This is a genomic window from Ruegeria atlantica (assembly GCF_001458195.1).
Taxonomy (GTDB): domain Bacteria; phylum Pseudomonadota; class Alphaproteobacteria; order Rhodobacterales; family Rhodobacteraceae; genus Ruegeria; species Ruegeria atlantica.
In genome coordinates, this window is the sequence record NZ_CYPU01000014.1 from 1 (window position 1) to 18,444 (window position 18,444).

22 protein-coding genes are annotated in these 18,444 nt (G+C 54.4%); 6 read left to right on the forward strand and 16 right to left on the reverse strand.

Annotated elements, in window-relative coordinates:
- Nucleotides 1-279 (reverse strand): IS6 family transposase (locus RUA4292_RS03970; RefSeq protein WP_145974853.1); only part of this gene is annotated, 279 nt, incomplete at its 3' end.
- Between the two features lie 69 nt (nucleotides 280-348).
- Here RUA4292_RS03970 and RUA4292_RS24380 point away from each other — a divergent pair.
- From RUA4292_RS24380 to RUA4292_RS03980, 3 genes are all read left to right on the forward strand, one after another.
- Complete coding sequence (locus RUA4292_RS24380; protein WP_158506949.1) at nucleotides 349-603, forward strand: sensor histidine kinase; 255 nt, start codon at nucleotides 349-351, stop codon at nucleotides 601-603.
- 636 nt (nucleotides 604-1,239) lie between these two features.
- The gene (locus tag RUA4292_RS03975) at nucleotides 1,240-2,037 is read left to right on the forward strand and encodes an MBL fold metallo-hydrolase (RefSeq protein ID WP_233493341.1); all 798 of its coding nucleotides are present in this window, start codon (nucleotides 1,240-1,242) and stop codon (nucleotides 2,035-2,037) included.
- A 2-nt stretch (nucleotides 2,038-2,039) separates the two neighbouring features.
- A complete protein-coding gene (locus tag RUA4292_RS03980) occupies nucleotides 2,040-2,981 on the forward strand; it encodes an MBL fold metallo-hydrolase (RefSeq protein WP_145974856.1) in 942 nt (313 codons plus the stop codon).
- Nucleotide 2,982: 1 nt separating this feature from the next.
- Here the strand turns inward: RUA4292_RS03980 and RUA4292_RS03985 are convergent, their stop codons facing one another.
- The 14 genes from RUA4292_RS03985 to RUA4292_RS04050 form a co-directional block, all read right to left on the reverse strand.
- Nucleotides 2,983-4,041, reverse strand: a complete 1,059-nt coding sequence (locus RUA4292_RS03985) for a YeeE/YedE family protein (RefSeq protein WP_306346058.1) — start codon at nucleotides 4,039-4,041, stop codon at nucleotides 2,983-2,985.
- Between the two features lie 52 nt (nucleotides 4,042-4,093).
- Nucleotides 4,094-5,317, reverse strand: a complete 1,224-nt coding sequence (gene hemA, locus RUA4292_RS03990) for a 5-aminolevulinate synthase (RefSeq protein WP_058276422.1) — start codon at nucleotides 5,315-5,317, stop codon at nucleotides 4,094-4,096.
- 1 nt (nucleotide 5,318) lies between these two features.
- Nucleotides 5,319-5,753 (reverse strand): DUF302 domain-containing protein, encoded by a 435-nt coding sequence (locus tag RUA4292_RS03995; RefSeq protein ID WP_058276423.1) that lies wholly within the window; start codon nucleotides 5,751-5,753, stop codon nucleotides 5,319-5,321.
- Nucleotides 5,754-5,833: 80 nt separating this feature from the next.
- Complete coding sequence (locus RUA4292_RS04000; RefSeq protein ID WP_058276424.1) at nucleotides 5,834-7,096, reverse strand: NAD(P)/FAD-dependent oxidoreductase; 1,263 nt, start codon at nucleotides 7,094-7,096, stop codon at nucleotides 5,834-5,836.
- A 24-nt stretch (nucleotides 7,097-7,120) separates the two neighbouring features.
- Complete coding sequence (locus RUA4292_RS04005; protein WP_058276425.1) at nucleotides 7,121-7,828, reverse strand: c-type cytochrome; 708 nt, start codon at nucleotides 7,826-7,828, stop codon at nucleotides 7,121-7,123.
- A 2-nt stretch (nucleotides 7,829-7,830) separates the two neighbouring features.
- Entirely contained in the window at nucleotides 7,831-9,156 is a 1,326-nt protein-coding gene (locus RUA4292_RS04010; protein WP_082636992.1) for a c-type cytochrome, read from the reverse strand.
- On the reverse strand, nucleotides 9,140-10,402 hold the full coding sequence (gene soxC / locus RUA4292_RS04015; protein ID WP_058276426.1) for a sulfite dehydrogenase: 1,263 nt from the start codon (nucleotides 10,400-10,402) through the stop codon (nucleotides 9,140-9,142). Before soxC ends, RUA4292_RS04010 begins: the two co-directional genes overlap by 17 nt.
- 24 nt (nucleotides 10,403-10,426) lie before the next feature.
- Nucleotides 10,427-12,124: a thiosulfohydrolase SoxB gene (gene soxB / locus RUA4292_RS04020; RefSeq protein ID WP_058276427.1), complete on the reverse strand. Its 1,698-nt coding sequence runs from the start codon at nucleotides 12,122-12,124 to the stop codon at nucleotides 10,427-10,429.
- Between the two features lie 88 nt (nucleotides 12,125-12,212).
- The gene (gene soxA, locus RUA4292_RS04025) at nucleotides 12,213-13,058 is read right to left on the reverse strand and encodes a sulfur oxidation c-type cytochrome SoxA (protein WP_058276428.1); all 846 of its coding nucleotides are present in this window, start codon (nucleotides 13,056-13,058) and stop codon (nucleotides 12,213-12,215) included.
- Nucleotides 13,059-13,128: 70 nt separating this feature from the next.
- Complete coding sequence (soxZ, locus tag RUA4292_RS04030) at nucleotides 13,129-13,458, reverse strand: thiosulfate oxidation carrier complex protein SoxZ (protein WP_058276429.1); 330 nt, start codon at nucleotides 13,456-13,458, stop codon at nucleotides 13,129-13,131.
- Between the two features lie 34 nt (nucleotides 13,459-13,492).
- Nucleotides 13,493-13,909, reverse strand: coding sequence for a thiosulfate oxidation carrier protein SoxY (gene soxY / locus RUA4292_RS04035; RefSeq protein ID WP_058276430.1), 417 nt, complete (start codon nucleotides 13,907-13,909; stop codon nucleotides 13,493-13,495).
- Nucleotides 13,910-13,955: 46 nt separating this feature from the next.
- Nucleotides 13,956-14,432 (reverse strand): sulfur oxidation c-type cytochrome SoxX, encoded by a 477-nt coding sequence (gene soxX / locus RUA4292_RS04040; protein ID WP_058276438.1) that lies wholly within the window; start codon nucleotides 14,430-14,432, stop codon nucleotides 13,956-13,958.
- Between the two features lie 131 nt (nucleotides 14,433-14,563).
- Complete coding sequence (locus RUA4292_RS04045; protein WP_058276431.1) at nucleotides 14,564-15,142, reverse strand: thioredoxin family protein; 579 nt, start codon at nucleotides 15,140-15,142, stop codon at nucleotides 14,564-14,566.
- Between the two features lie 14 nt (nucleotides 15,143-15,156).
- Complete coding sequence (locus RUA4292_RS04050; RefSeq protein WP_058276432.1) at nucleotides 15,157-15,897, reverse strand: cytochrome c biogenesis CcdA family protein; 741 nt, start codon at nucleotides 15,895-15,897, stop codon at nucleotides 15,157-15,159.
- Nucleotides 15,898-16,046: 149 nt separating this feature from the next.
- Between RUA4292_RS04050 and RUA4292_RS04055 the strand changes: the two genes are divergently transcribed.
- The 3 genes from RUA4292_RS04055 to RUA4292_RS04065 all read left to right on the forward strand — a co-directional run bounded on the left by RUA4292_RS04055 (nucleotide 16,047) and on the right by RUA4292_RS04065 (nucleotide 17,864).
- Entirely contained in the window at nucleotides 16,047-16,352 is a 306-nt protein-coding gene (locus RUA4292_RS04055; protein WP_233493342.1) for a thioredoxin domain-containing protein, read from the forward strand.
- Nucleotides 16,353-16,452: 100 nt separating this feature from the next.
- Complete coding sequence (locus tag RUA4292_RS04060; protein ID WP_058276434.1) at nucleotides 16,453-16,761, forward strand: ArsR/SmtB family transcription factor; 309 nt, start codon at nucleotides 16,453-16,455, stop codon at nucleotides 16,759-16,761.
- 41 nt (nucleotides 16,762-16,802) lie between these two features.
- Nucleotides 16,803-17,864, forward strand: coding sequence for a YeeE/YedE family protein (locus RUA4292_RS04065; RefSeq protein ID WP_058276435.1), 1,062 nt, complete (start codon nucleotides 16,803-16,805; stop codon nucleotides 17,862-17,864).
- Between the two features lie 185 nt (nucleotides 17,865-18,049).
- Here RUA4292_RS04065 and RUA4292_RS04070 read toward each other — a convergent pair.
- On the reverse strand, nucleotides 18,050-18,444 hold a 395-nt coding region (locus tag RUA4292_RS04070; protein WP_145974855.1), incomplete at its 5' end, for an STAS domain-containing protein.

Genomic DNA, 18,444 nt, shown 5'->3' on the forward strand with positions numbered 1-18,444 from the left:
CTCGCCATTGATCTTCACGAAGACCTCGTCCAGATGCCACTGCCAGTTCGAATAAGATCGCATCCGATTGACCCTGTTTCTGCGGATCTCTGCCGCGAATATCGGGCCAAATCTGTTCCACCAATAACGCACAGTTTCGTGGCTGATCTCGATGCCGCGCTCGTGCAAAAGATCTTCAACACTGCGAAGCGAAAGCGGAAACCGAACATACATCATGACGGCCAGACGGATGATCTCGGGGCTCGTCTTGAAGTAGCGAAAAGGGCTGCGTCTTGTCATCCTGCGACGCTAAGTGCTCGCCATGCCCGCCTCAATAAGTTTCTTCTGACAGTGCCCGGTGGCACAATGTTGAGCCAAATTTCAGTGGCGCTGCGGTGTGACGGCAAATACGTCAACCTAACTGTGACCGATGATGGTGCTGGCCTTTCGCCAAACCAAAGCGAAGCGGCATTCAATCGATTTTCTCAATTGGAGCATTCCGGGGGCAGCGGATTGGGGTTGTCCATCGTCTCTGCAGTGGCGGAGCGCCACGGAGGAATGATCGAAATCAACCAAGTCGAAAGAGGAGCGAGCATTACGCTTGAGCTTCCAATAGTCCTGTAAGCTGTTTCTAATTTCACTCGGAACCCAAAACCAGTCAAAGTCAACGCAAGTTTTTGCGATTTCTGCTAAAGTCAGGTTTTCGCCCTGAGCGAAGAACGCAGCTCTCAAAATCTGTATCTATGTCGTCTTTGGGCTCAGAGCAGTCATCTGAGTCTTTCAGTCAGATGACGGCTTAGGAACGGAAAGCGGTCATTGTTGGTGGTCATTCCGAGAAATTTCGCCCGAAGGTCTGCATTGAACGGCAGCGGACGTTCGCTGAAATCTGCTGTACGGCAGAGTTGCGGACAGAGCAGACATCGAGCGACGAGCAAATTGCATAGGACTTGACGCCTGTATACAGCTCCACCGCAAGGCGAATGACATTGGAGCTGGTCTTGAGGTGCTTGATTGGAGTTTTTATTTCATAGAGTAAATGCTGCGAAAGCCCCTGCCCGCCTCAACTCTAGTTCTTCTGGAAAGACCCCACCTTTCGTCATTTACAAATTAATATATTCATTTTATTGATTGTTAATGGATCGAAATGAGTTTTCACGACGCAGATTCTTGCATGGTGCCACGTGTATCGCAGCGCTTGGAGTTCAATCCAAGATCGGGTGGGCAGAGTTACAACTCGGTGCTTCGGCTCGGATTACAACCATGTCAGATGGGTACCTGTCATTGCCTTCGGAAATGGTCTTTGGCGCCATGCCGAAGGAAGAGCTCAGGCAGCTTTTGGGCAACTACAAGGTGGACGCGACCAAGTACGAGCCAGAGTGCAACGTGGCACTTTATCAAGATGATCAAAAATCCGTGCTGTTCGATGTGGGAGCTGGGCCAGATTTCATGCCCACTTCTGGTAAGCTTCTGGAGGCTCTTGAAACAACCGACCTGTCGCCCGAAGACATCTCGCACGTGATCTTCACCCATGCGCACCCGGATCACATTTGGGGCGTTTTGGATGATTTCGACGACCTTCTGTTCCCCAACGCCACGCATCACTTTGGCCGAAGTGAGTGGGATTATTGGTGGAACCCCTCAACGGTGGATACCATTGGAGAAGATCGCGCTGCGTTCGCAGTAGGCGCAAAACGGCGTATGGAAGCAATTGAGGATCAGGTCGCATTCTTTGACGACGGGCAAGAGATCCTTCCCGGTATTGCCGCACGCGCGAGCTTTGGACACACTCCCGGTCACATGGCGTTTGAAATTCGCAGCGGCGGTGAATCCGTGATGATTGTCGGCGACGCGCTGGGAAATCCACACTTAGCTTTTGAACGCCCCGACTGGCACAGCGGCACGGATCAGGATCCGCAGGCGGCGACAGCAACCCGGATTTCACTGCTGGATCAGATTTCACACGAGCAAATGAAAATAATTGGTTTCCACCTGCCGAATGGTGGAATCGGCTGGATCGAGAAGACTGGGTCTGCTTATAAGTTCATTGGAGAACAATAATGATGCGATCGCTGGCGATTTTCTTGGCCCTAGCCACACCAGCTTGGGCAAGCGAGGATATTGCAGACCAATACCCGCAAAGTGTGCTGTATTCCGAACCGGTCGAGTACATCCCCGGAGTCTATTCCGCCATTGGCGCAACCGCCCCACCGACCTACGAGAACTCTGGTCACAACAACAACCTCAGCTTCATAGTTACCGGAGATGGCGTGATCGTCATAAACGGCGGCGCGGCTTATGTGCTTGCCGAAGCGCTTCACCAGGAAATTCAGGCAATCACGGATCAGCCGGTTAAGTTTGTCTTCAACGAGAATGGTCAGGGGCACGCGATGCTTGGCAACGCCTTCTGGTCAGAGCTGGGTATTCCGATCATCGCCCATTCGAATGCTGCGGCTGAATTCGAGGAATACGGCCCACAGATCCTTGAAGGAATGCAGCGGTACAACCAAGACAAGGCGGAAAGAACCTTCCTGGCAGGCCCAACCGAGACATTCGAGGATGAATACGTGGTTGAAATGGGTGATTTCCGGATTGAGGCCAAATATCTCGGGCCGGCCCATAGTCCCGGCGATATCTCGATTTGGTTGCCGAACCAAAGCCTTGTTATCGCGGGTGATATGGCGTTTCACGAGCGAATGCTGCCGATCTTTCAAGAGACCTATACGGCGGATTGGCTTGAAACATGGGACAACGAGTTCGAAGCTTTGGGAGCCAAATATGTCATCCCCGGACATGGTCATCCGACGAACATGGATCAGGTGCGCCGTTATACACGCGACTACCTAGTCTACCTGCGCGGCAAGATCCAAGAGCACATGGATGCCGGCGGCGATCTGGCAGAGGCTTACTATGTCGATCAGTCACCGTATGCCCATTTGGACACGTTTGAGGAATTGGCGACAAAAAATGCCGGGCGGGTATTTGAGCAGATGGAATTCGAATAACTCAGGACGTTTGAGGAACAGGAATTCGGCGCATTAACCTGTGCGCGCTGATCGCTCCAACCCACATGAAGAAAACGGCAAGCCAAGCCGTCAATGACAGGGCGGACCCTCCTGAAAGCCCTGCACCCACGGCGCAACCTCCGGCCAGCATGGCTCCAAACCCCATGAGGACAGCTCCAACAAGGTAGCGCTCCATCGGAGCATCCGGACCAAAACGTTCGATCTTCCACTCCCCTGCAGTTAGGGCCGAGCCTGCGGCACCAATTGTTACGCCTGGAACAAGGCCGATACCGAAGGACAACACGACGTTTCGCTCGGAAACCAACGCCATCAGTGTATCCGTAGCCGGTCCGGTGAACGTGACTGACGAAACAGGCACGACTTCAAATGATGCTTGCGCGATGGCAAATGTCATTAACCAGCCAAGCGCCACCGCCACGCCAACTCCTGCGGCTGTTACGATCCTGATTGGCGCGACTCTCCGGTGGAATGCGAATGCAATTGCCGACACCAATCCCAATACTGCAACGGCTGTATAAACCACTGGCGAAAATCCAAGTATTTCTGAAAGATCTCTCGAGGCGCCCCCTGAGACAGTCCAGATCCCGGAAAGCAATTCGCGGGCAGGACTAAGAACGCCCGTGTAAGCAGCCTGAGCCACTAAGGTTAAAACCAATCCTGTAATCAGGGCGCGCAGATTACCGCAGGAGGCCAATACTAACAGGCGAGATGCACACCCACGCGCCAGAACCATACCAACGCCGAACATCGCTCCGCCAATTATTGCGCCGCTGAGACTGCCCGTCGACGCAATCGCGCGTGTCTCGGAAAGGTCCAACCACTCAAACGCGACAAACGCCTGCACTAAGGTGAGCGTTGCGGTGAAGGCGATTAGCCAGACAGCCAGGCGAGGACCAAGCTCGCCTTTGGCGACTTCGATGGTCGACGCTCTCAAACAAAAGTGAGACTTCTGGGCCGTCACGCCGAACAAGATACCGACAAGCGCACCGGCAAATGCCAAAGTGCCAGGGTCTCCCAACAAATCGATGAGTCTTTCCATCAACAGAGACTCTCACTTGGTTGCTTGCGCGTCCTTGTCTTCGGTCAAGTTGTTATTGAGCGGCCATTGGTCTGCGCGCCAATTGGCATTGTGTCCATAGCTCACCCAAGGCAGACACCAGTCGATCCACGTCGTCGGTGGAATGCACTGGGGAAGGTGTAATCCGTAGACGTTCCGTTCCCTTGGGGACGGTTGGATAATTGATCGGCTGGATGTAAATTCCATAGTCACGCATCAGCACGTCAGAGATGAAGCGACACTTGACCGGATCGCCGACCATGACCGGAATTATGTGACTTGGGTTCGGTGTATGCGGAATGCCCAGATCGTCCAGCCTGTCTCGCACCTCGCGCACGCGCTGCTGGTGTAGATGTCGTTCCGAATTGCTTTGCTTCAGGTGCCGAACCGAAGCAGCAGCTCCTGCGGCCACGGCTGGAGGCAATGCAGTGGTAAAGATAAACCCGCTGGCGAAGGATCGCACAAAGTCGACAAGTTCTTTCGACGCCGCGATGTATCCACCAACTACGCCGAATGCTTTGCCCAATGTCCCCTCAATGACGGTTAGCCGATCCATCAGGCCCTCGCGTTCGGCAATGCCTCCGCCGCGTGGTCCATAAAGCCCCACCGCGTGAACCTCATCCAAATAGGTCATCGCGCCATAGCGATCCGCCAGATCACAGATCTCGGCAATTGGTGCAATATCGCCATCCATGGAATAGACGCTCTCGAACGCAATGAGCTTAGGAGCATCGGCAGGCAGTTCAGCAAGGTGCCTTTCAAGGTCCGCCACGTTGTTGTGTTTCCAGATACGCTTCTGGCACCGACTGTGGCGAATGCCCTCGATCATCGAGGCATGGTTCAACTCGTCAGACAAGACTGTGATGCCAGGAATGCGAGACGCCAGAGTTCCCAGCGCGGCCCAGTTCGAAACGTAACCGGACGTAAACAGCAACGCAGCGTCCTTGCCATGCAAGTCAGCAACCTCTTGCTCCAGCAAAACATGCTGGTGGGTCGTTCCAGAGATATTCCGCGTTCCTCCCGCTCCGGCACCAACCTCATCGATCACCTTGTGCATTGCTGCAATAACATTGGGGTGCTGACCCATCCCCAGATAATCATTTGAGCACCAAACAGTGACTTTCTCGGGGCCATTTTCCGCGTAGCTACGCGCTGTCGGGAACGCGCCACGCTGCCTTTCGAGATCCGCAAAGACCCGGTAGTTCCCTTCCTCCTTAAGCTGGTCGAGTTGACCACGAAAAAACTGCTGATAGTTCATTTCAGTTCCCAACGGCTTCTTCTACGATCCCGGACAACAGGGCCTGAACTTTTTGCATTGGTCCATCAGGATAGCTTCGGTATCCAACCATCACGCCATCGTCGCCTTCGGCTACAAAAATCCCATAGGGGCAGAAGCCAATATTCATCGGGTCTGCTTCCATCACTTCACGCGAGATTTTTGCCGAGCAGAAGATGAAGATGTCTGCAGCTGCAAATATCTGTTTGTCGCTGCCGACGTCAGCGCCTGTTCGATTCAACATGTCGCCGACGTGGCTTACATAGTCGATGACCAGTCCCTGTCCTACAATAGCGGACTCAACGGCGAACGTTGCATCATCAAAACTGCCGTCGAAGGGGATAGTGATGATCTCTTCTGCAAGCCCTTGGCTCGCCAGAACAGTGGAAAACGCGGCTGCGGCGATAAAGTGTTTCATGTTTTTAGTCCTCCTTCTGAACCGCATTTTCTCAGATTGATCATAGCAGTCTTTGACACCGGTCAAAGTCCCCGATTGCCTCAACCAAACATGTCCGACGTGATACCGGCGTACCAACCCAGCGACTCTTCGTAAGTTGCTTTTCTCAAATCGGCATCTTCACCGGTTTGACTGATAAAGCCATCGACTTTCGCGATCTTTTCTGGCGTCGCCTCATAGGTTGCGCCAACCTTAACGCCATCATCGGTGTCGATCAGCGACCAGCATGTGTTCGAGAACTTGGCCGGGAATACTTTAGATCCGGTCAACGCACCTCGTACCGCATTCGCACATACTTTTGCCTGACTGTTTGCCGAAAAACCGGATTTCGGCATGTCACCCTGCTGGCTGGCATCACCAAGAACATATAAGTCCGGATCGGCTTTGGTGGACATGTCCGCAGCGTTCACTGGTGCCCAGTTGCCGTCGGTTACTCCCGCCATTTCCGCAATGCGGCCGGCTTTCATCGCTGGGATTACATTGCAGACATCGACCTTTGTCTCTTCGCCATCGATAGTCACCGTCATTGCATCCGGATTCACGGATACATTGCCTCCGCCGAAATCTTCGCCGATCCAGTCGACCATTCCTTCGTAATTGTTTCCCCAGCCTTCTTGGAACAAAGCCATTTTCGAGAATTTCGGCTTCGGATCGGCGACAATGATCTTTGCTGTTGGGTTGTTTGCCTTCAGCACGTGCGCCACCATCGAAACCCGTTCATAGGGCCCGGGCGGGCAACGGTACGGGTTAGGAGGAGCGACCATCGCGAAGGTACCGCCTTCGGGCATCGCCATGATCTGCGCTTTCAAAAGCTCTGTCTGAGAACCAGCTTTGTAAGCATGCGGCATCTTATTTTGGGCCGAGAGGTCCCAGCCCTCTACCGCATCATCAACAAAGTCGATACCCGGGCTAAGGATCAGCTTGTCATAAGGAACCGATCCGCCACCTGCCAAGGACACCGTCTTAGCGTCGCGGTCGACCCCAGTGGCCCAATCATGCACTACGTTGATACCGTAGTTCGCGGCAAGCGTGCCATAGCTGTGGGCGATGTCCGATAGCTCCTGAAAACCTCCCAAATAAAGGTTTGAGAAGAAACAGGTGTAGTAGGTCCGAGACGGCTCGATTAGCGTCACGTCAATCTCACCTTTGCTGTCCTTTGCGATGTAACGCGCGGCGGTCGCACCGCCCGCACCGCCGCCAACAACGACCACGCGGGGCTTGCCTTGAGCCAGCACCATCGGAGCGGATAGCCCGGCGGCCACTACCCCGGCGGCTCCAAGAAATACTCGTCTATTGAGTGTCATCGCTTTTCTTCCCCTTAGGCACTTTCATTCTGGATTATTGAAGTAGGCGGCCAATGCCGCGATCTCGTCATTGCTCAGCCGTCCGGCGATCATTTGCATGACCGGATGTGGCCGATGTTTGTCCTTGTAAGCGTGCATGGCGACCACGAAGTCTTCGTCAGGCCAATACACAATCGAAGGAATGCCCTCATCGCCTCCTTCAATCTGGTGGCATGTCGTACATTCGCTGCTGAGGTATGCGCCGTACTCAGGATCTCCTTGAATCGCGAGAATCGCCGGGTCGATCGAATGATCCGTGCCTTTCGCCGTTGGGTCCGCTTCTGGGATGTCCTGAGGGCTGTCAGAAAACGCCCGCAAGTAGGCGATCACGTTGGCGCGGTCTTCCGGGTCTTTCAAACCGGGAAAACTCATCCTCGTGCCTGACGCAAATGCGCGTGGGTTTTCGATGTAGGCGGACAGAGTATCAGCGTGCCATTCCAGACCCGAGTTACCCGCACGCTCTAGGCTTTTTGAGTAGTTAAAAGCATCCAGACCCGCAGCCTTGCGCCCAAAGACACCATTCAAATGCGGCCCGATTTTGTTTTCGGCTCTTTCGCCCACCTGATGGCAGCCTTTGCATTTGGCGAACACTTCTTTCCCGGCTTCGGCGTCGCCTAGGCTTTCGGTGGCGTGGGTCGATGGGGCAACAGCAACCATAACCGCCGCGCAGGTCAAAATGTTCAACCACCGCATGATCAGCTTCCGAACGACTTGAGGTAAACGATCACGGCTTCAATATCGTCTGGTTTCTTGAGCCCAGCAAAGGACATGCGTGTGCCCTTCATGTAGTCCTTGGGTTTTGCCAGGAAGGCCGCCATTTCTTCTTCGGTCCAAACAAGACCAGCCTCGGCAGCTGTTTTCATAGCTTTGGAGTATTTGAACCCTTCAACCGACCCTGCGTTGGCCCCGATAACTCCGTTCAGCGCAGGACCCGTGCTGTCCTTAGCACCGTCACCAACCTGATGGCAGGATTTGCACTTCTTGAAGACCTTTTCACCGGCTGCGAACAGGTCCGTAGTCTGATCAGCCTCGTCGATTTCCTGAACAGCCGGTGTTGCGGCGGCTTCTTCTTCAGGCTTTGGCGCTGCGGTCGGAATGAAAGAAGGCCCTTCTGCCGTAAACGTCGGCAACCCGTCCGCGCTGGCTTCATTCATGACCGAATTCGAACCGCCTTCTGGTGGCGTCTCAACCAGAAAGACAGAACGCATAGTAACTGCGGCCTCTGTTTTGCAGTTCTCCATGCAAGGCTCCTCTCGCCATTCCGCGTATTCCGTCTCGGGTCGAATATCGACGACAAAACCGTCCATATTGTACATCTCGAAATCGGCGAAGTTTTCGTTGCTGAGAACGAAGTCGTCATCCACCAGATCATTGGAATAAAGGATGTAGGCGACGATTGCGTAGGTCTCATCCGCCGTAAGCGTGCCCGCTTCACCAAACGGCATTGAGCGGGAAATGTAATCCCAGGCGGTCGACAAATGCGGCCAATAAGACCCTACGGTTTTCACAGGATCTTCGTCGGCTAGCGTGTCGAAACCGCCGGCCAGAACAGGCCAATTGTCGGCGCCTTCGGCAAACTCTCCGTGACAGGACGCACACCGGTCGACAAACACTTCTTCTCCGGTCCAGACGTCGCCTGATCCAACCGGCAATCCGCGCCCATCGGGCAAGACATCGACGTCCCAGGCAGCAATCTCTTGCTCCAGCGCGGGGCGCCCAAGCCCGTATGTGCCCTCATTGTTGGGCGCAGGCGCGGTCAGGTTCATCCCGTTTGCGACACGCTCGGCCGCTGCGGTCTGGATTTCTTCGACCTTGGCTGCCAGTTCGGCTGCCCGGCTGGCCTCTGCTTGCGCGTTTTCCTGGGCTGTAGCTGCATGCGCCTCAACCTGACTGATCCGGGTTTCCAAGGTTTCTATCTGCGATTGGCCGTAGTTCCGGTTCGTAATGGCCACTGCCGCCGCAAGCACCAACGCCGTGCCGCCGAATACAGGCAGGAAAACATGACTAAGAGACTTCGACATTCTCGGCGATCCCTTCTGCGCTCACGTACCAAGTCTGGATACAGTTGTTGTGGTAGACCGAGTTCTCTCCGCGCTTTTCGCGTAGCTGGTCTTTGGTCGGCTGCACATAGCCGGTCTCATCTATCGCCCGGGCCTGCAAAATCATTGGTGCTCCGTCCCAGTTCGTATCGAGATAGAAACGCGTCAAAGCCTTACTGTCGCCCTGCTTGCCAAGACGCGCCGTCTCCCAGGTGATCCCACCGTCCTTGGACACATCGACCCGCGTAATTTGCCCATGGCCTGACCAGGCAAGCCCGGAAATGACCAGGGGTCCCTGTCCGTGTTTGATCGGCATTTGCGGGCTGGGTGAGGTGATGACGGATTTTGCATCCATCACCCACGTCCATTTCTGGGCTGTGCCATCGGCGTAGACATCAGTGTATTTTGATGTTTCTTCTCGGCTTTCGACCGCCACATCGACAACTTCGATGCGGCGTAGCCACTTGACCCACATGTTGCCTTCCCACCCGGGAACAACCAGTCGCACAGGGTATCCATGTTCCATGCGCAGTGCTTCACCATTTGCCTTGAAAGCCACCAACACGTCATCCAGTGCTTTTTCCATCGGGATGGAGCGGCCATTGGATGACGCGTCTGCGCCCTCAACATAGACCCATTTGTCGGGTGAGATATCGGCGCCTGCTTCCTGCAACAGCGTACGCAGCGGAACACCGGTGTATTCCATGTTGTGAATCATGCCATGGGTGAATTGGACGCCGTTGAGTTGCGCACCCGCCCACTCCATACCGGTATTTGCCGCACATTCGCAGAAATACACATGGTTTTCGCGAGGGAACCGCTCGATGTCATCGTAGGTAAAGACCAGCGGGCGATCGACCAGCCCGTTGATCATCAGGCGATAATCCTCCTTGCGTAGCTCGATCGCGCCTGAGTGATGGCGCTCAAAAGCGCATCCTTGCGGAGTGATCGTGCCATCAAGCGCGTGGATCGGCGTGAAGTTGATCGACGAAATCGGAGAGGCGGTCAGCCATTCCACGTTGCGCCGAACGACATGAGATTCGAAGCTGATCGGCATTCCATAAGGTGACTCATCGACACCGGCACCCGTGTAAGACGCCCAATCCTGAAGCTCTGTTATTAGTGGATCGGGCGTGTCTGCCGCTGCCGCACCCGCAACTGACCCTGCGGCGACCGCAGCACTGCCTTTCAGGAAGGCCCGGCGGGACGGTTTGAACGCGTCATCCATATCTCTTAGGTCTCCATCTGCCTCTTAAGCGCCGACAACATCGACACTGGTGTTCTCTTGCACCGTGACGGTGCCAAGGTTGCGAATGTGGTTTTCGACGACATCCCAGATCGGTGGACCTTCAGTGCCTTCGTTGACACTGGCCCAACCAGCCACGACGTAGGTTTTCGATGGATCAATCGCTTCACCCGTTTTGAGCAGGGTCATTTCGCTGATCCGCTGCCCTTGTGGTTTGGTCACATCGATGCGGTAGCCAAGACCACCGACGCGGACCATATCGCCGCCCTGCTGGTAGTAAGGGTCGGGGTTGAACAGGTTGTCACCGACATCCTCGAGGATCAAATGGATGAATTCGCCTGTCATTTCTGTGCGATAGGCATTGGGATACGACATCGATGTGACATTCCAGATGTCCTCGCGCGTGATATCTTGTCCCGGCAGGATTGAGGGTCCCCAACGGACGCCGGGCGACATCGCGATGTCTGCCTCACGCTCATTGATCAGGGCATCGCAAATCAGGTCATCCCAGGTGCCGTTAAAGTTGCCGCGGCGGTAGAGCAACGAATCCGTTTTGCCAATCACCTCACTCAGCGCAGCCTCGTACGGCGCGCGCTGATCATTTATCAGAGCAGTGATCGCAGGATCAGGAGCGATGACGTCAGAGAAGATCGGGATCAGCTTGTGCTTCAGCCCCATCATCTGCCCGTCCCTCACGTCGAGATCGACGCGGCTAACGAATTTTCCGTTCGAGCCAGACGAAATGATATGCGTTTTACCGACCAGAACCGGCTCGGGTAGCGCGTCATGTGTGTGACCGCTTAGGATCACGTCGATCCCTTGCACCTGACCTGCCATCTTCTTGTCCACGTCAAAGCCGTTATGGCTGAGGACGACAACGACATCGGCACCGGCATCGCGAACCTCGTCCACCATTGCCTGCATGTTTTCATCCCGGATACCGAATGAATATTCTGGGAACATCCAGCCTGGGTTCGCGATGGGCATGTAAGGAAACGCTTGCCCGATAACAGCAACCTTTGCACCGCCCCGATCAAAAAACTTGTAGGGTTGGAACAATTCTGCAGGTTCGTCCCACTCGGCATCAAAGATGTTTTGACCCAAGGCCGCAAAAGGCAAACTTTCGACGATTTCGTTAACCCTGTCGCTGCCCAACGTGAACTCCCAATGGAAGGTCATAGCATCGGGTTTCAGCGCGTTCATGACATTCACCATGTCCTGACCGGCCGTCTGATAGCAGGTGTATGAACCGTGCCAGGTATCGCCCCCATCCAATAAAAGGGCATCAGGACGGTCAGCACGAATGGCGTTGATGACAGTTGAGACCCGGTCCAATCCACCAACACGGCCGTAGGTCTTGGCCAGCGCAGAGAAATCATTATAGGTCAGCGCATAGGCCGATGGGCTTCCATCTTCGATCCCGTATGCCTTGCGGAACGCCGCCCCTGTAACATGCGGCATCTGCTCTCGCGCATCGCCAATACCAAGGTTTATCTCGGGTTCGCGGAAATAGATCGGTTTGAGTTGCGCGTGAATATCGGTGACATGGATCAAGCTGATATTGCCGAAGGTCTCGAACTCCAGCAATTGATCCGGCGTTAGGCTTTGCTGCGCGGCAAGTCTGGCCCAGTTGCCAACCCCGGACACTCCGTACAAAGCCGATGCAGCCATTGAAACCTGCAAGAAGTCACGTCGAGAAATCATCTATCAGCTTTCCTATAACACATATAAATGTGTGAATGTTATTTTCCTGGAAAAACCCGCGCAGGACACTGTCCACGCGGGTCGTTCGTTACTGCCGTACTGCAGGAGTTTCGACTGAAAGTCCGTTGCCACGAGAGGCCACATAAAGCTCAAGCGCGCGAAACTCGTCCGATCCTTCGGCAAAAGTTTCCGCCCGCGTATCGCGAATACAGCCGCGGAAACGATTGTGGCGCGAGATCAGCTTGGCTTGTTTCAGACGATATGTCGGGAACCCGTTGATCATACCCTGGCTCAGGTGGTCGGCACGGATCATGTTGCCCCAGTTGTCTTCATGACAATTGGCACAGCTCAGCTCCAGCTGACCATAGCGGGTATAATACATCTCCTTGCCCTGCTCCCAAAATGGGGCGGCATCGCCATCAATCGCGACATTCATTGGCATCCCGCGTGATTGCAGACCGATCAAAGCGACCATGCCCTGCATGTCACCCCCGGACCATTTCCAGGCATCGGCTTCCATGCGGTCCGTGCGGCACTTGTTGATCAGATCTTCCATGACGACCAGCTTACCAGTTTCGGCATCCACCTTCGGCATGGACGCCTGCAATCCCTTGAAGCTTTCCACCCCATCGTGGCAAGAGGCACAGCTCTCGCCAGCGGCACCATCAACTGTCCCGAAGAGATCGGCGGCCTGATCGACGAAGATCATTGCGGGGTTGTCGAAGTCATCAATTTGAAGCGCTTGCGTTTCATCCGTGCGAAAATGCCAACCCGAGTAGATCGTGTCCAAGTTTTCCAGATGTGCCGGAGCTTCAGTGACCGAGGTCATGTCCAACTCATCATTGATCACCAAATTGTCTTCGTCAGGTCCAGCCATCACTGCAGCCGGGAAAACCAGAATTGCCGCGATCGCCGTAAGTGCCTTGGTATTCATTGCGTTCCTCCCTTGGTGGATCAGCGCCAACTCCTCCTACCAGCGCTGATCTGCCTTAGTGTTCGAGCCGTCAGGCGATCTCGATCGTTTTTTTCTCATCGTAGACAGAGCCGTCATCATCGTACCAAGTGAAGACAAACTCTCCGGCCTCGGGCACAGTCGCTTCGAACTGGAAGTACGGGTTGGTCGAAATCGCCGGCTCCAACGTCACATCCACCACCATTTCTCCATTAAACTCGCAGGTGAAACGGTTGATGATCGAACGCGGGATGACGTTGCCTTCTTTGTCCTTACGCTGGCCGCTTTCCATCTTGTGGCTGATCAGTGTCTTGATCGTTATGGTTTCACCAGCAGCGGCTGTCTTTGGAACCTTGACGCGGGGTTTCACACCGGATGCCATTGGTTAATCTCCTGTTCTTCAGGGCGCGTGGCGATCAGCCGCCGCAGCCGCCGATTGTCACTTTTACGGTCGCGGACGCTTTGGCAAAGCTGCCATCTGCCATCTTCGCCACGGCAATGACGTCCTGCGTTCCGGCAAGACGGATGCGGGTTGATGCGGCTTGTTCAGCCGCCAATGCGCCGAAATTGAATGTCGCGACGCCTGGTTCGGGGTTGCCTGCAGCTACGATCAGAATTGCAGCGGCACCCGGGGCACTCACTTCGATAGGTACAGTATTTCCGTTTTCTGCGATTTCCGGTGCAGTCAACGTAACACCGCCATCAGCCACATCTGCCCCGCCTGTAAATGCCGCAATGGCATCTTCAGCAGCTGCATTTACCCGAAGCGGCATAATTGTCAGGAACGCGGCGCCCAGCCCAAGGGCCAGTGTCTCGCGGCGAGAGAGTTCCATTTTCAATCTCCTTTGATTCTTCGAAAATCTGCGCCCGAAAGCGCAGCTATTCTTCTTTCAGGGTCGCAAGAAACGCGACCACGTCCTCAATGTCTTGTGCTGTCAGGATCGACGTCAAAGGCGCGGTTGGGGCTTTTCCGGTATAGGCGTCGCCCGGGCGGATATAACCGTCATCCTTGTAGAACGCAGGCATCACCGTGCCTTCGAACGTCATCTTGGCATTTGCGACCAATCCGCGAAGTTCTGCTTCGGTCCAACGATCACCGGCGCCATCCAGCATCGGACCAACTTCGCCATGGAACGGGATGTCAGCCAAAGCCGAAACCGCGTGGCACGCAACGCAGTTGCCTTTTGACTTGTCCCCAACGATAAGCGCGCCATTCGCCGCGTCGCCAGCAGCACCGGTCAACGAAGCCTCAATGGCACCATAGTCGTCATAGGTTACGTCTTGCGGGTCTGTTTCTGCCGCAATTGCGGCAACGCCTGTCATTGCGCAGACCAATGTTAAGAGTCTCAGCTTCATGATCCCTCCCATTTGCTAACGCGCCGACGGCGCCTTGCGACCCAAAGCCTTTGTGTACCGTAGTCGACGAGTACCGCTTGTCGCAACATTAAATTCATAATAATGAATTTTTTTATTTATAACAGCAGCGCTCAATCCTGAGAACCATTGTTTCGCTCTTGAATGCGCCGCGCATGATAGCGTTGGAAATCTTCACCATTTTCAAGCTCATATCGTTTTTCCTCGACCCAAGTGAAAAGGTCTAAGGTTGTTCCTTTTGAGAACGCTCCGGGCATAACAGCGACCGCAGCATCGATGGCTGTAGCGTCCTCTGGCACCTCTTCCGGCAGGAATACGAGCGTCGGGGTGAACAGAATCCCCCATTTTCGCATCAGCGCTCTTTGCTCATTCTCTTCACCGTCAAAGTCGATGGCCGCGGTGCTGCCATGCAAATCCAGTTGGACGACAAAGAAATTCTCTTCGATGAACGCTGCAAGGTCAGGCTGGGGGAACACTTCTTCATGCATTTTCTTGCAATAGATGCAGCCTTGTTGCTCAATGAGTAAAACCAACCGCTTGTCTTCGCTTGACGCCTCTTCAAGATCCTCACGAAGGTCTTTGAAGGTGTCGCGCATCCACGGCGTTTTATGCAAACCGTCGTCGCCCAGTTCAGCGGCGGAAACTGCCCCGCCGATCAGACAAGCGATCAATACTGACAAAACTCGATTCATGTCTTCCTCCCGAGTTATCCAATGGCTGCAAGCCAAGGCATATGGTCGAGCATCCATTGTGCGATGTGATTGATGGAGTTGGTTGCGATGAGGATGCCGAAGAGCACCAGAAAGCCACCCATTGCCATTTCGATGAGGGGCAAGTGCTTTCTGAACCGTACCATCCACTGCATGAAGGGGCGGACCAGGAAGGCCGCCAGAACAAACGGTGCGGTCATTCCAACACCGTAGACGAATAGAAGCACCGCTCCACGCCAGGCCGTTTCGGTTCCGGCCGCTGTGAACAGGATCGCAGCGAGCACCGGCCCAACACAGGGGGTCCAGCCAAAAGCAAACGCCAATCCAAGAACATATGCTCCAACAAGGCTCACATTTGATGTATCACCAACATCCGCACGAAATTGGCGATACAGGAACCCGATGCGGATAATCCCCAAGAAATGCATGCCCATCACAATGATGATGGCCGCAGCGATCCAACGCAGGATGTCGAAACACTCTCGTACCAGCTGCCCGAATATCGAAGCCGTCGCACCTAGCGCCATGAAGATCGTTATGATCCCGGCTGCAAATGCTATCGCAGAAAGCGTTGCCTTGCGACGAACGCCGCCGGGAATTGTAGAACCCGCAGATATCTGATCAATCCCGACGCCGGCCAGATAGCTGAGATAAAACGGTACTATAGGTAGGATGCAGGGCGACAAGAACGACAATAGCCCTGCAATTAAAGCTCCCGCAAATGTAATGTCGAGCATGTTCAAACCTGTCCTGGCACGCTATCATTCACACATTCAAAATAATAAAGATATGTCGCTGCGGTCAATCGGAGCTTGAGATGCGCCACCTACTTCTACTTGTGATTGCAATTACTTTGTTTGTTTCTCCCGTGGTTTCACGAGCAGAAATGACTCTTCTGATGGCGGAAGAAGATGGGTGTATGTGGTGCGCACGTTGGGACACCGACATCTCGGAGATCTACCCCAAGACACCGGAAGGACATGCCGCTCCACTTCAACGCATCGATATCCACGCGGCTATGCCTGAAGGCATGGCATTGGAGCGGCCTCTCTACTACACGCCAACCTTTGTTCTGCTGGACGATGGCCAAGAGGTCGGCCGGATCGAAGGCTATCCCGGCGAAGATTTTTTCTGGGGGTTGCTGGGCGTTTTGCTGCGTGACGCGGGGGTACCGATTGAGAGCTCTGGATAAACTGCGGCGCATTACATAAACTGTTATGAATGCGTGAAGCTATGAAAGCGAGGCGATCTTGTTGGACAAATCTTCGAAACTGCCTGTGTTCTCCCCGGACATGTGCGCCGAAGACATGGACAGAATGATGGAAAATGCTCAGACGGCGTCAAGTTTCCTCAAGGCAATCAGCCATGAAGGGCGCTTGATGATCTTGTGCTATCTGTCCTCAGGTGAAAAATCTGTCGCGCAGATGGAAGAAATGCTCTCGGCACGCCAGGCCGCCGTGTCTCAGCAACTATCTCGCCTACGCTTTGAGGGCTTGGTCAAAACGCGACGCGAGGGGAAAACGATCTACTACAGATTGGCGGATGATCGATCGACACAGATCCTGGAAGTCGTTTACGATCTGTTCTGCAGGGAGAAGTAGAAGCCGCCAAAACACCCGCCAGCTTTGGGAGGAGACTGGCAATGTTTGAAGCATTGGGAGACGCCAACGCCGTCGCCCTGATCGGTTTGATCGGTGGCATTGTGTTGGGCTTGGCCGCACGCATTGGGCGTTTTTGCACGTTGGGTGCAATCGAAGACTACCTTTACGCAGATGATGACCAGCGGCTGCGTATGTGGGCAATTGCGATTGGCGTAGCAATTGTCGGCAGCCACTTAGCTATGGCTTTAGGTTGGCTGGACCCTCTTGGAACAAGGTATCTTGCACAGACCTGGAACCCACTTGGGTCGATAATAGGTGGTCTCATGTTCGGTTACGGAATGGCCATCAGCGGAAACTGTGGCTATGGCGCGCTGGCAAGGCTTGGAGGCGGCGACCTTCGATCATTCGTCATCGTTTTGATTATGGGTCTTTCTGCTTACGTTGTCATGTCCGGGCCCCTTGCATATTTGCGCGTATGGGTCTTCCCCGAGGAAATGGATCTTGAAGGCCCTAAAAGCATTAGCTTCCTTGCCGAACAACTGACCTCTATCCCAGCTTGGCTCATTGGCGCTGTCATCGGCATTGCGTTGGTGATTTTCGCCTTGGCAAACCGGCGCTTCCGCCGCGCTCCCGCACAGGTATTTTGGGGATCTGTAGTTGGGCTGGCGATCGTATCAGGGTGGCTCGGCACGAATTGGGTTGCGACGCGCGGTTTCGATGGTGAACCGGTTCAAACCCATACTTTCGCTGCACCCCTTGGCGACACAATATTCTATCTTATGACAGCCTCCGGAAACACTTTGTCCTTTGCGGTCGGATCAGTCTCCGGCGTTCTCATTGGTGCATTTTTGGGGTCCTGGTCCAAAGGTCATTTCCGATGGGAAGCATGCGAGGATCCACGTGAACTAAAGCGTCAAATGCTCGGCGCGGCGATTATGGGGCCAGGCGCGATCGTCGCGGTCGGTTGCAGCGTCGGACAAGGTATATCTGCCTTCTCACTATTGGCCTACAGCGCGCCTGTAACATTCGCTGCCATATTCGCCGGTGCGGCGCTTGGCTTGAAACAACTCGTGTCTGGGCTGTCCTTCATAACTGAGCGTTGAGGTCGCAGTTCAAACGAGAATTCACGAGTGAAGGACCGTTTCGGCGGTTCTCTTTTATTCAGAAAGCGATTGCCTTTGATGGCACATATGGGAACGAGGCGTTCATTAATCAAAAACGCTCATACGTTCGCTATGCGGACCAAAGCGCTCGTTCTGATCACGTTCACAAACCAAGCTGATCTTAGTCACTCGCACGCTTCTGCAATGAGCGTTGTCCACGCATCGTTCTGGGACAAGAAAACCCTGCCGTTCAGACTGTCGACAAGATGAGACCGTTTGAGTCTGTCCATGACAGGCCCCTTAACTTCGGACAGATGTAGGCCAACACCAAGCTCTTTGAGGCGGTGATTGATCGCCTCGAGAGTTTCCAGCGCTGAGTAGTCCACTTCGTTAACGGCGGAGAACATCAAAACAACATGTTTGACCTTCTTCCGCTCGGCAAGGCGACTGAAGATCAGTTCTTCCAGAAAGCCGGCGTTTACGAAGTAAAGGCTCTCGTCGATGCGCAGCGTCAACACCGTAGGTGCGGTTTCGACATCGTGGCGCAGGACATTTCGAAAGTGCTCTGTCCCGGGCACAC

Excerpts from the sequence above, each read along its gene's own strand:
- RUA4292_RS03975 (WP_233493341.1), top strand. The coding sequence starts at position 1,240 with ATGTCAGATGGGTACCTGTCATTGCCTTCGGAAATGGTCTTTGGCGCC.
- RUA4292_RS03980 (WP_145974856.1), top strand. The coding sequence starts at position 2,040 with ATGCGATCGCTGGCGATTTTCTTGGCCCTAGCCACACCAGCTTGGGCA.
- RUA4292_RS03985 (WP_306346058.1), bottom strand. The coding sequence starts at position 4,041 with ATGGAAAGACTCATCGATTTGTTGGGAGACCCTGGCACTTTGGCATTT.
- hemA (WP_058276422.1), bottom strand. The coding sequence starts at position 5,317 with ATGAACTATCAGCAGTTTTTTCGTGGTCAACTCGACCAGCTTAAGGAG.
- RUA4292_RS03995 (WP_058276423.1), bottom strand. The coding sequence starts at position 5,753 with ATGAAACACTTTATCGCCGCAGCCGCGTTTTCCACTGTTCTGGCGAGC.
- RUA4292_RS04000 (WP_058276424.1), bottom strand. The coding sequence starts at position 7,096 with ATGACACTCAATAGACGAGTATTTCTTGGAGCCGCCGGGGTAGTGGCC.
- RUA4292_RS04005 (WP_058276425.1), bottom strand. The coding sequence starts at position 7,828 with ATGCGGTGGTTGAACATTTTGACCTGCGCGGCGGTTATGGTTGCTGTT.
- RUA4292_RS04010 (WP_082636992.1), bottom strand. The coding sequence starts at position 9,156 with ATGTCGAAGTCTCTTAGTCATGTTTTCCTGCCTGTATTCGGCGGCACG.
- soxC (WP_058276426.1), bottom strand. The coding sequence starts at position 10,402 with ATGGATGACGCGTTCAAACCGTCCCGCCGGGCCTTCCTGAAAGGCAGT.
- soxB (WP_058276427.1), bottom strand. The coding sequence starts at position 12,124 with ATGATTTCTCGACGTGACTTCTTGCAGGTTTCAATGGCTGCATCGGCT.
- soxA (WP_058276428.1), bottom strand. The coding sequence starts at position 13,058 with ATGAATACCAAGGCACTTACGGCGATCGCGGCAATTCTGGTTTTCCCG.
- soxZ (WP_058276429.1), bottom strand. The coding sequence starts at position 13,458 with ATGGCATCCGGTGTGAAACCCCGCGTCAAGGTTCCAAAGACAGCCGCT.
- soxY (WP_058276430.1), bottom strand. The coding sequence starts at position 13,909 with ATGGAACTCTCTCGCCGCGAGACACTGGCCCTTGGGCTGGGCGCCGCG.
- soxX (WP_058276438.1), bottom strand. The coding sequence starts at position 14,432 with ATGAAGCTGAGACTCTTAACATTGGTCTGCGCAATGACAGGCGTTGCC.
- RUA4292_RS04045 (WP_058276431.1), bottom strand. The coding sequence starts at position 15,142 with ATGAATCGAGTTTTGTCAGTATTGATCGCTTGTCTGATCGGCGGGGCA.
- RUA4292_RS04050 (WP_058276432.1), bottom strand. The coding sequence starts at position 15,897 with ATGCTCGACATTACATTTGCGGGAGCTTTAATTGCAGGGCTATTGTCG.
- RUA4292_RS04055 (WP_233493342.1), top strand. The coding sequence starts at position 16,047 with ATGACTCTTCTGATGGCGGAAGAAGATGGGTGTATGTGGTGCGCACGT.
- RUA4292_RS04060 (WP_058276434.1), top strand. The coding sequence starts at position 16,453 with ATGTGCGCCGAAGACATGGACAGAATGATGGAAAATGCTCAGACGGCG.
- RUA4292_RS04065 (WP_058276435.1), top strand. The coding sequence starts at position 16,803 with ATGTTTGAAGCATTGGGAGACGCCAACGCCGTCGCCCTGATCGGTTTG.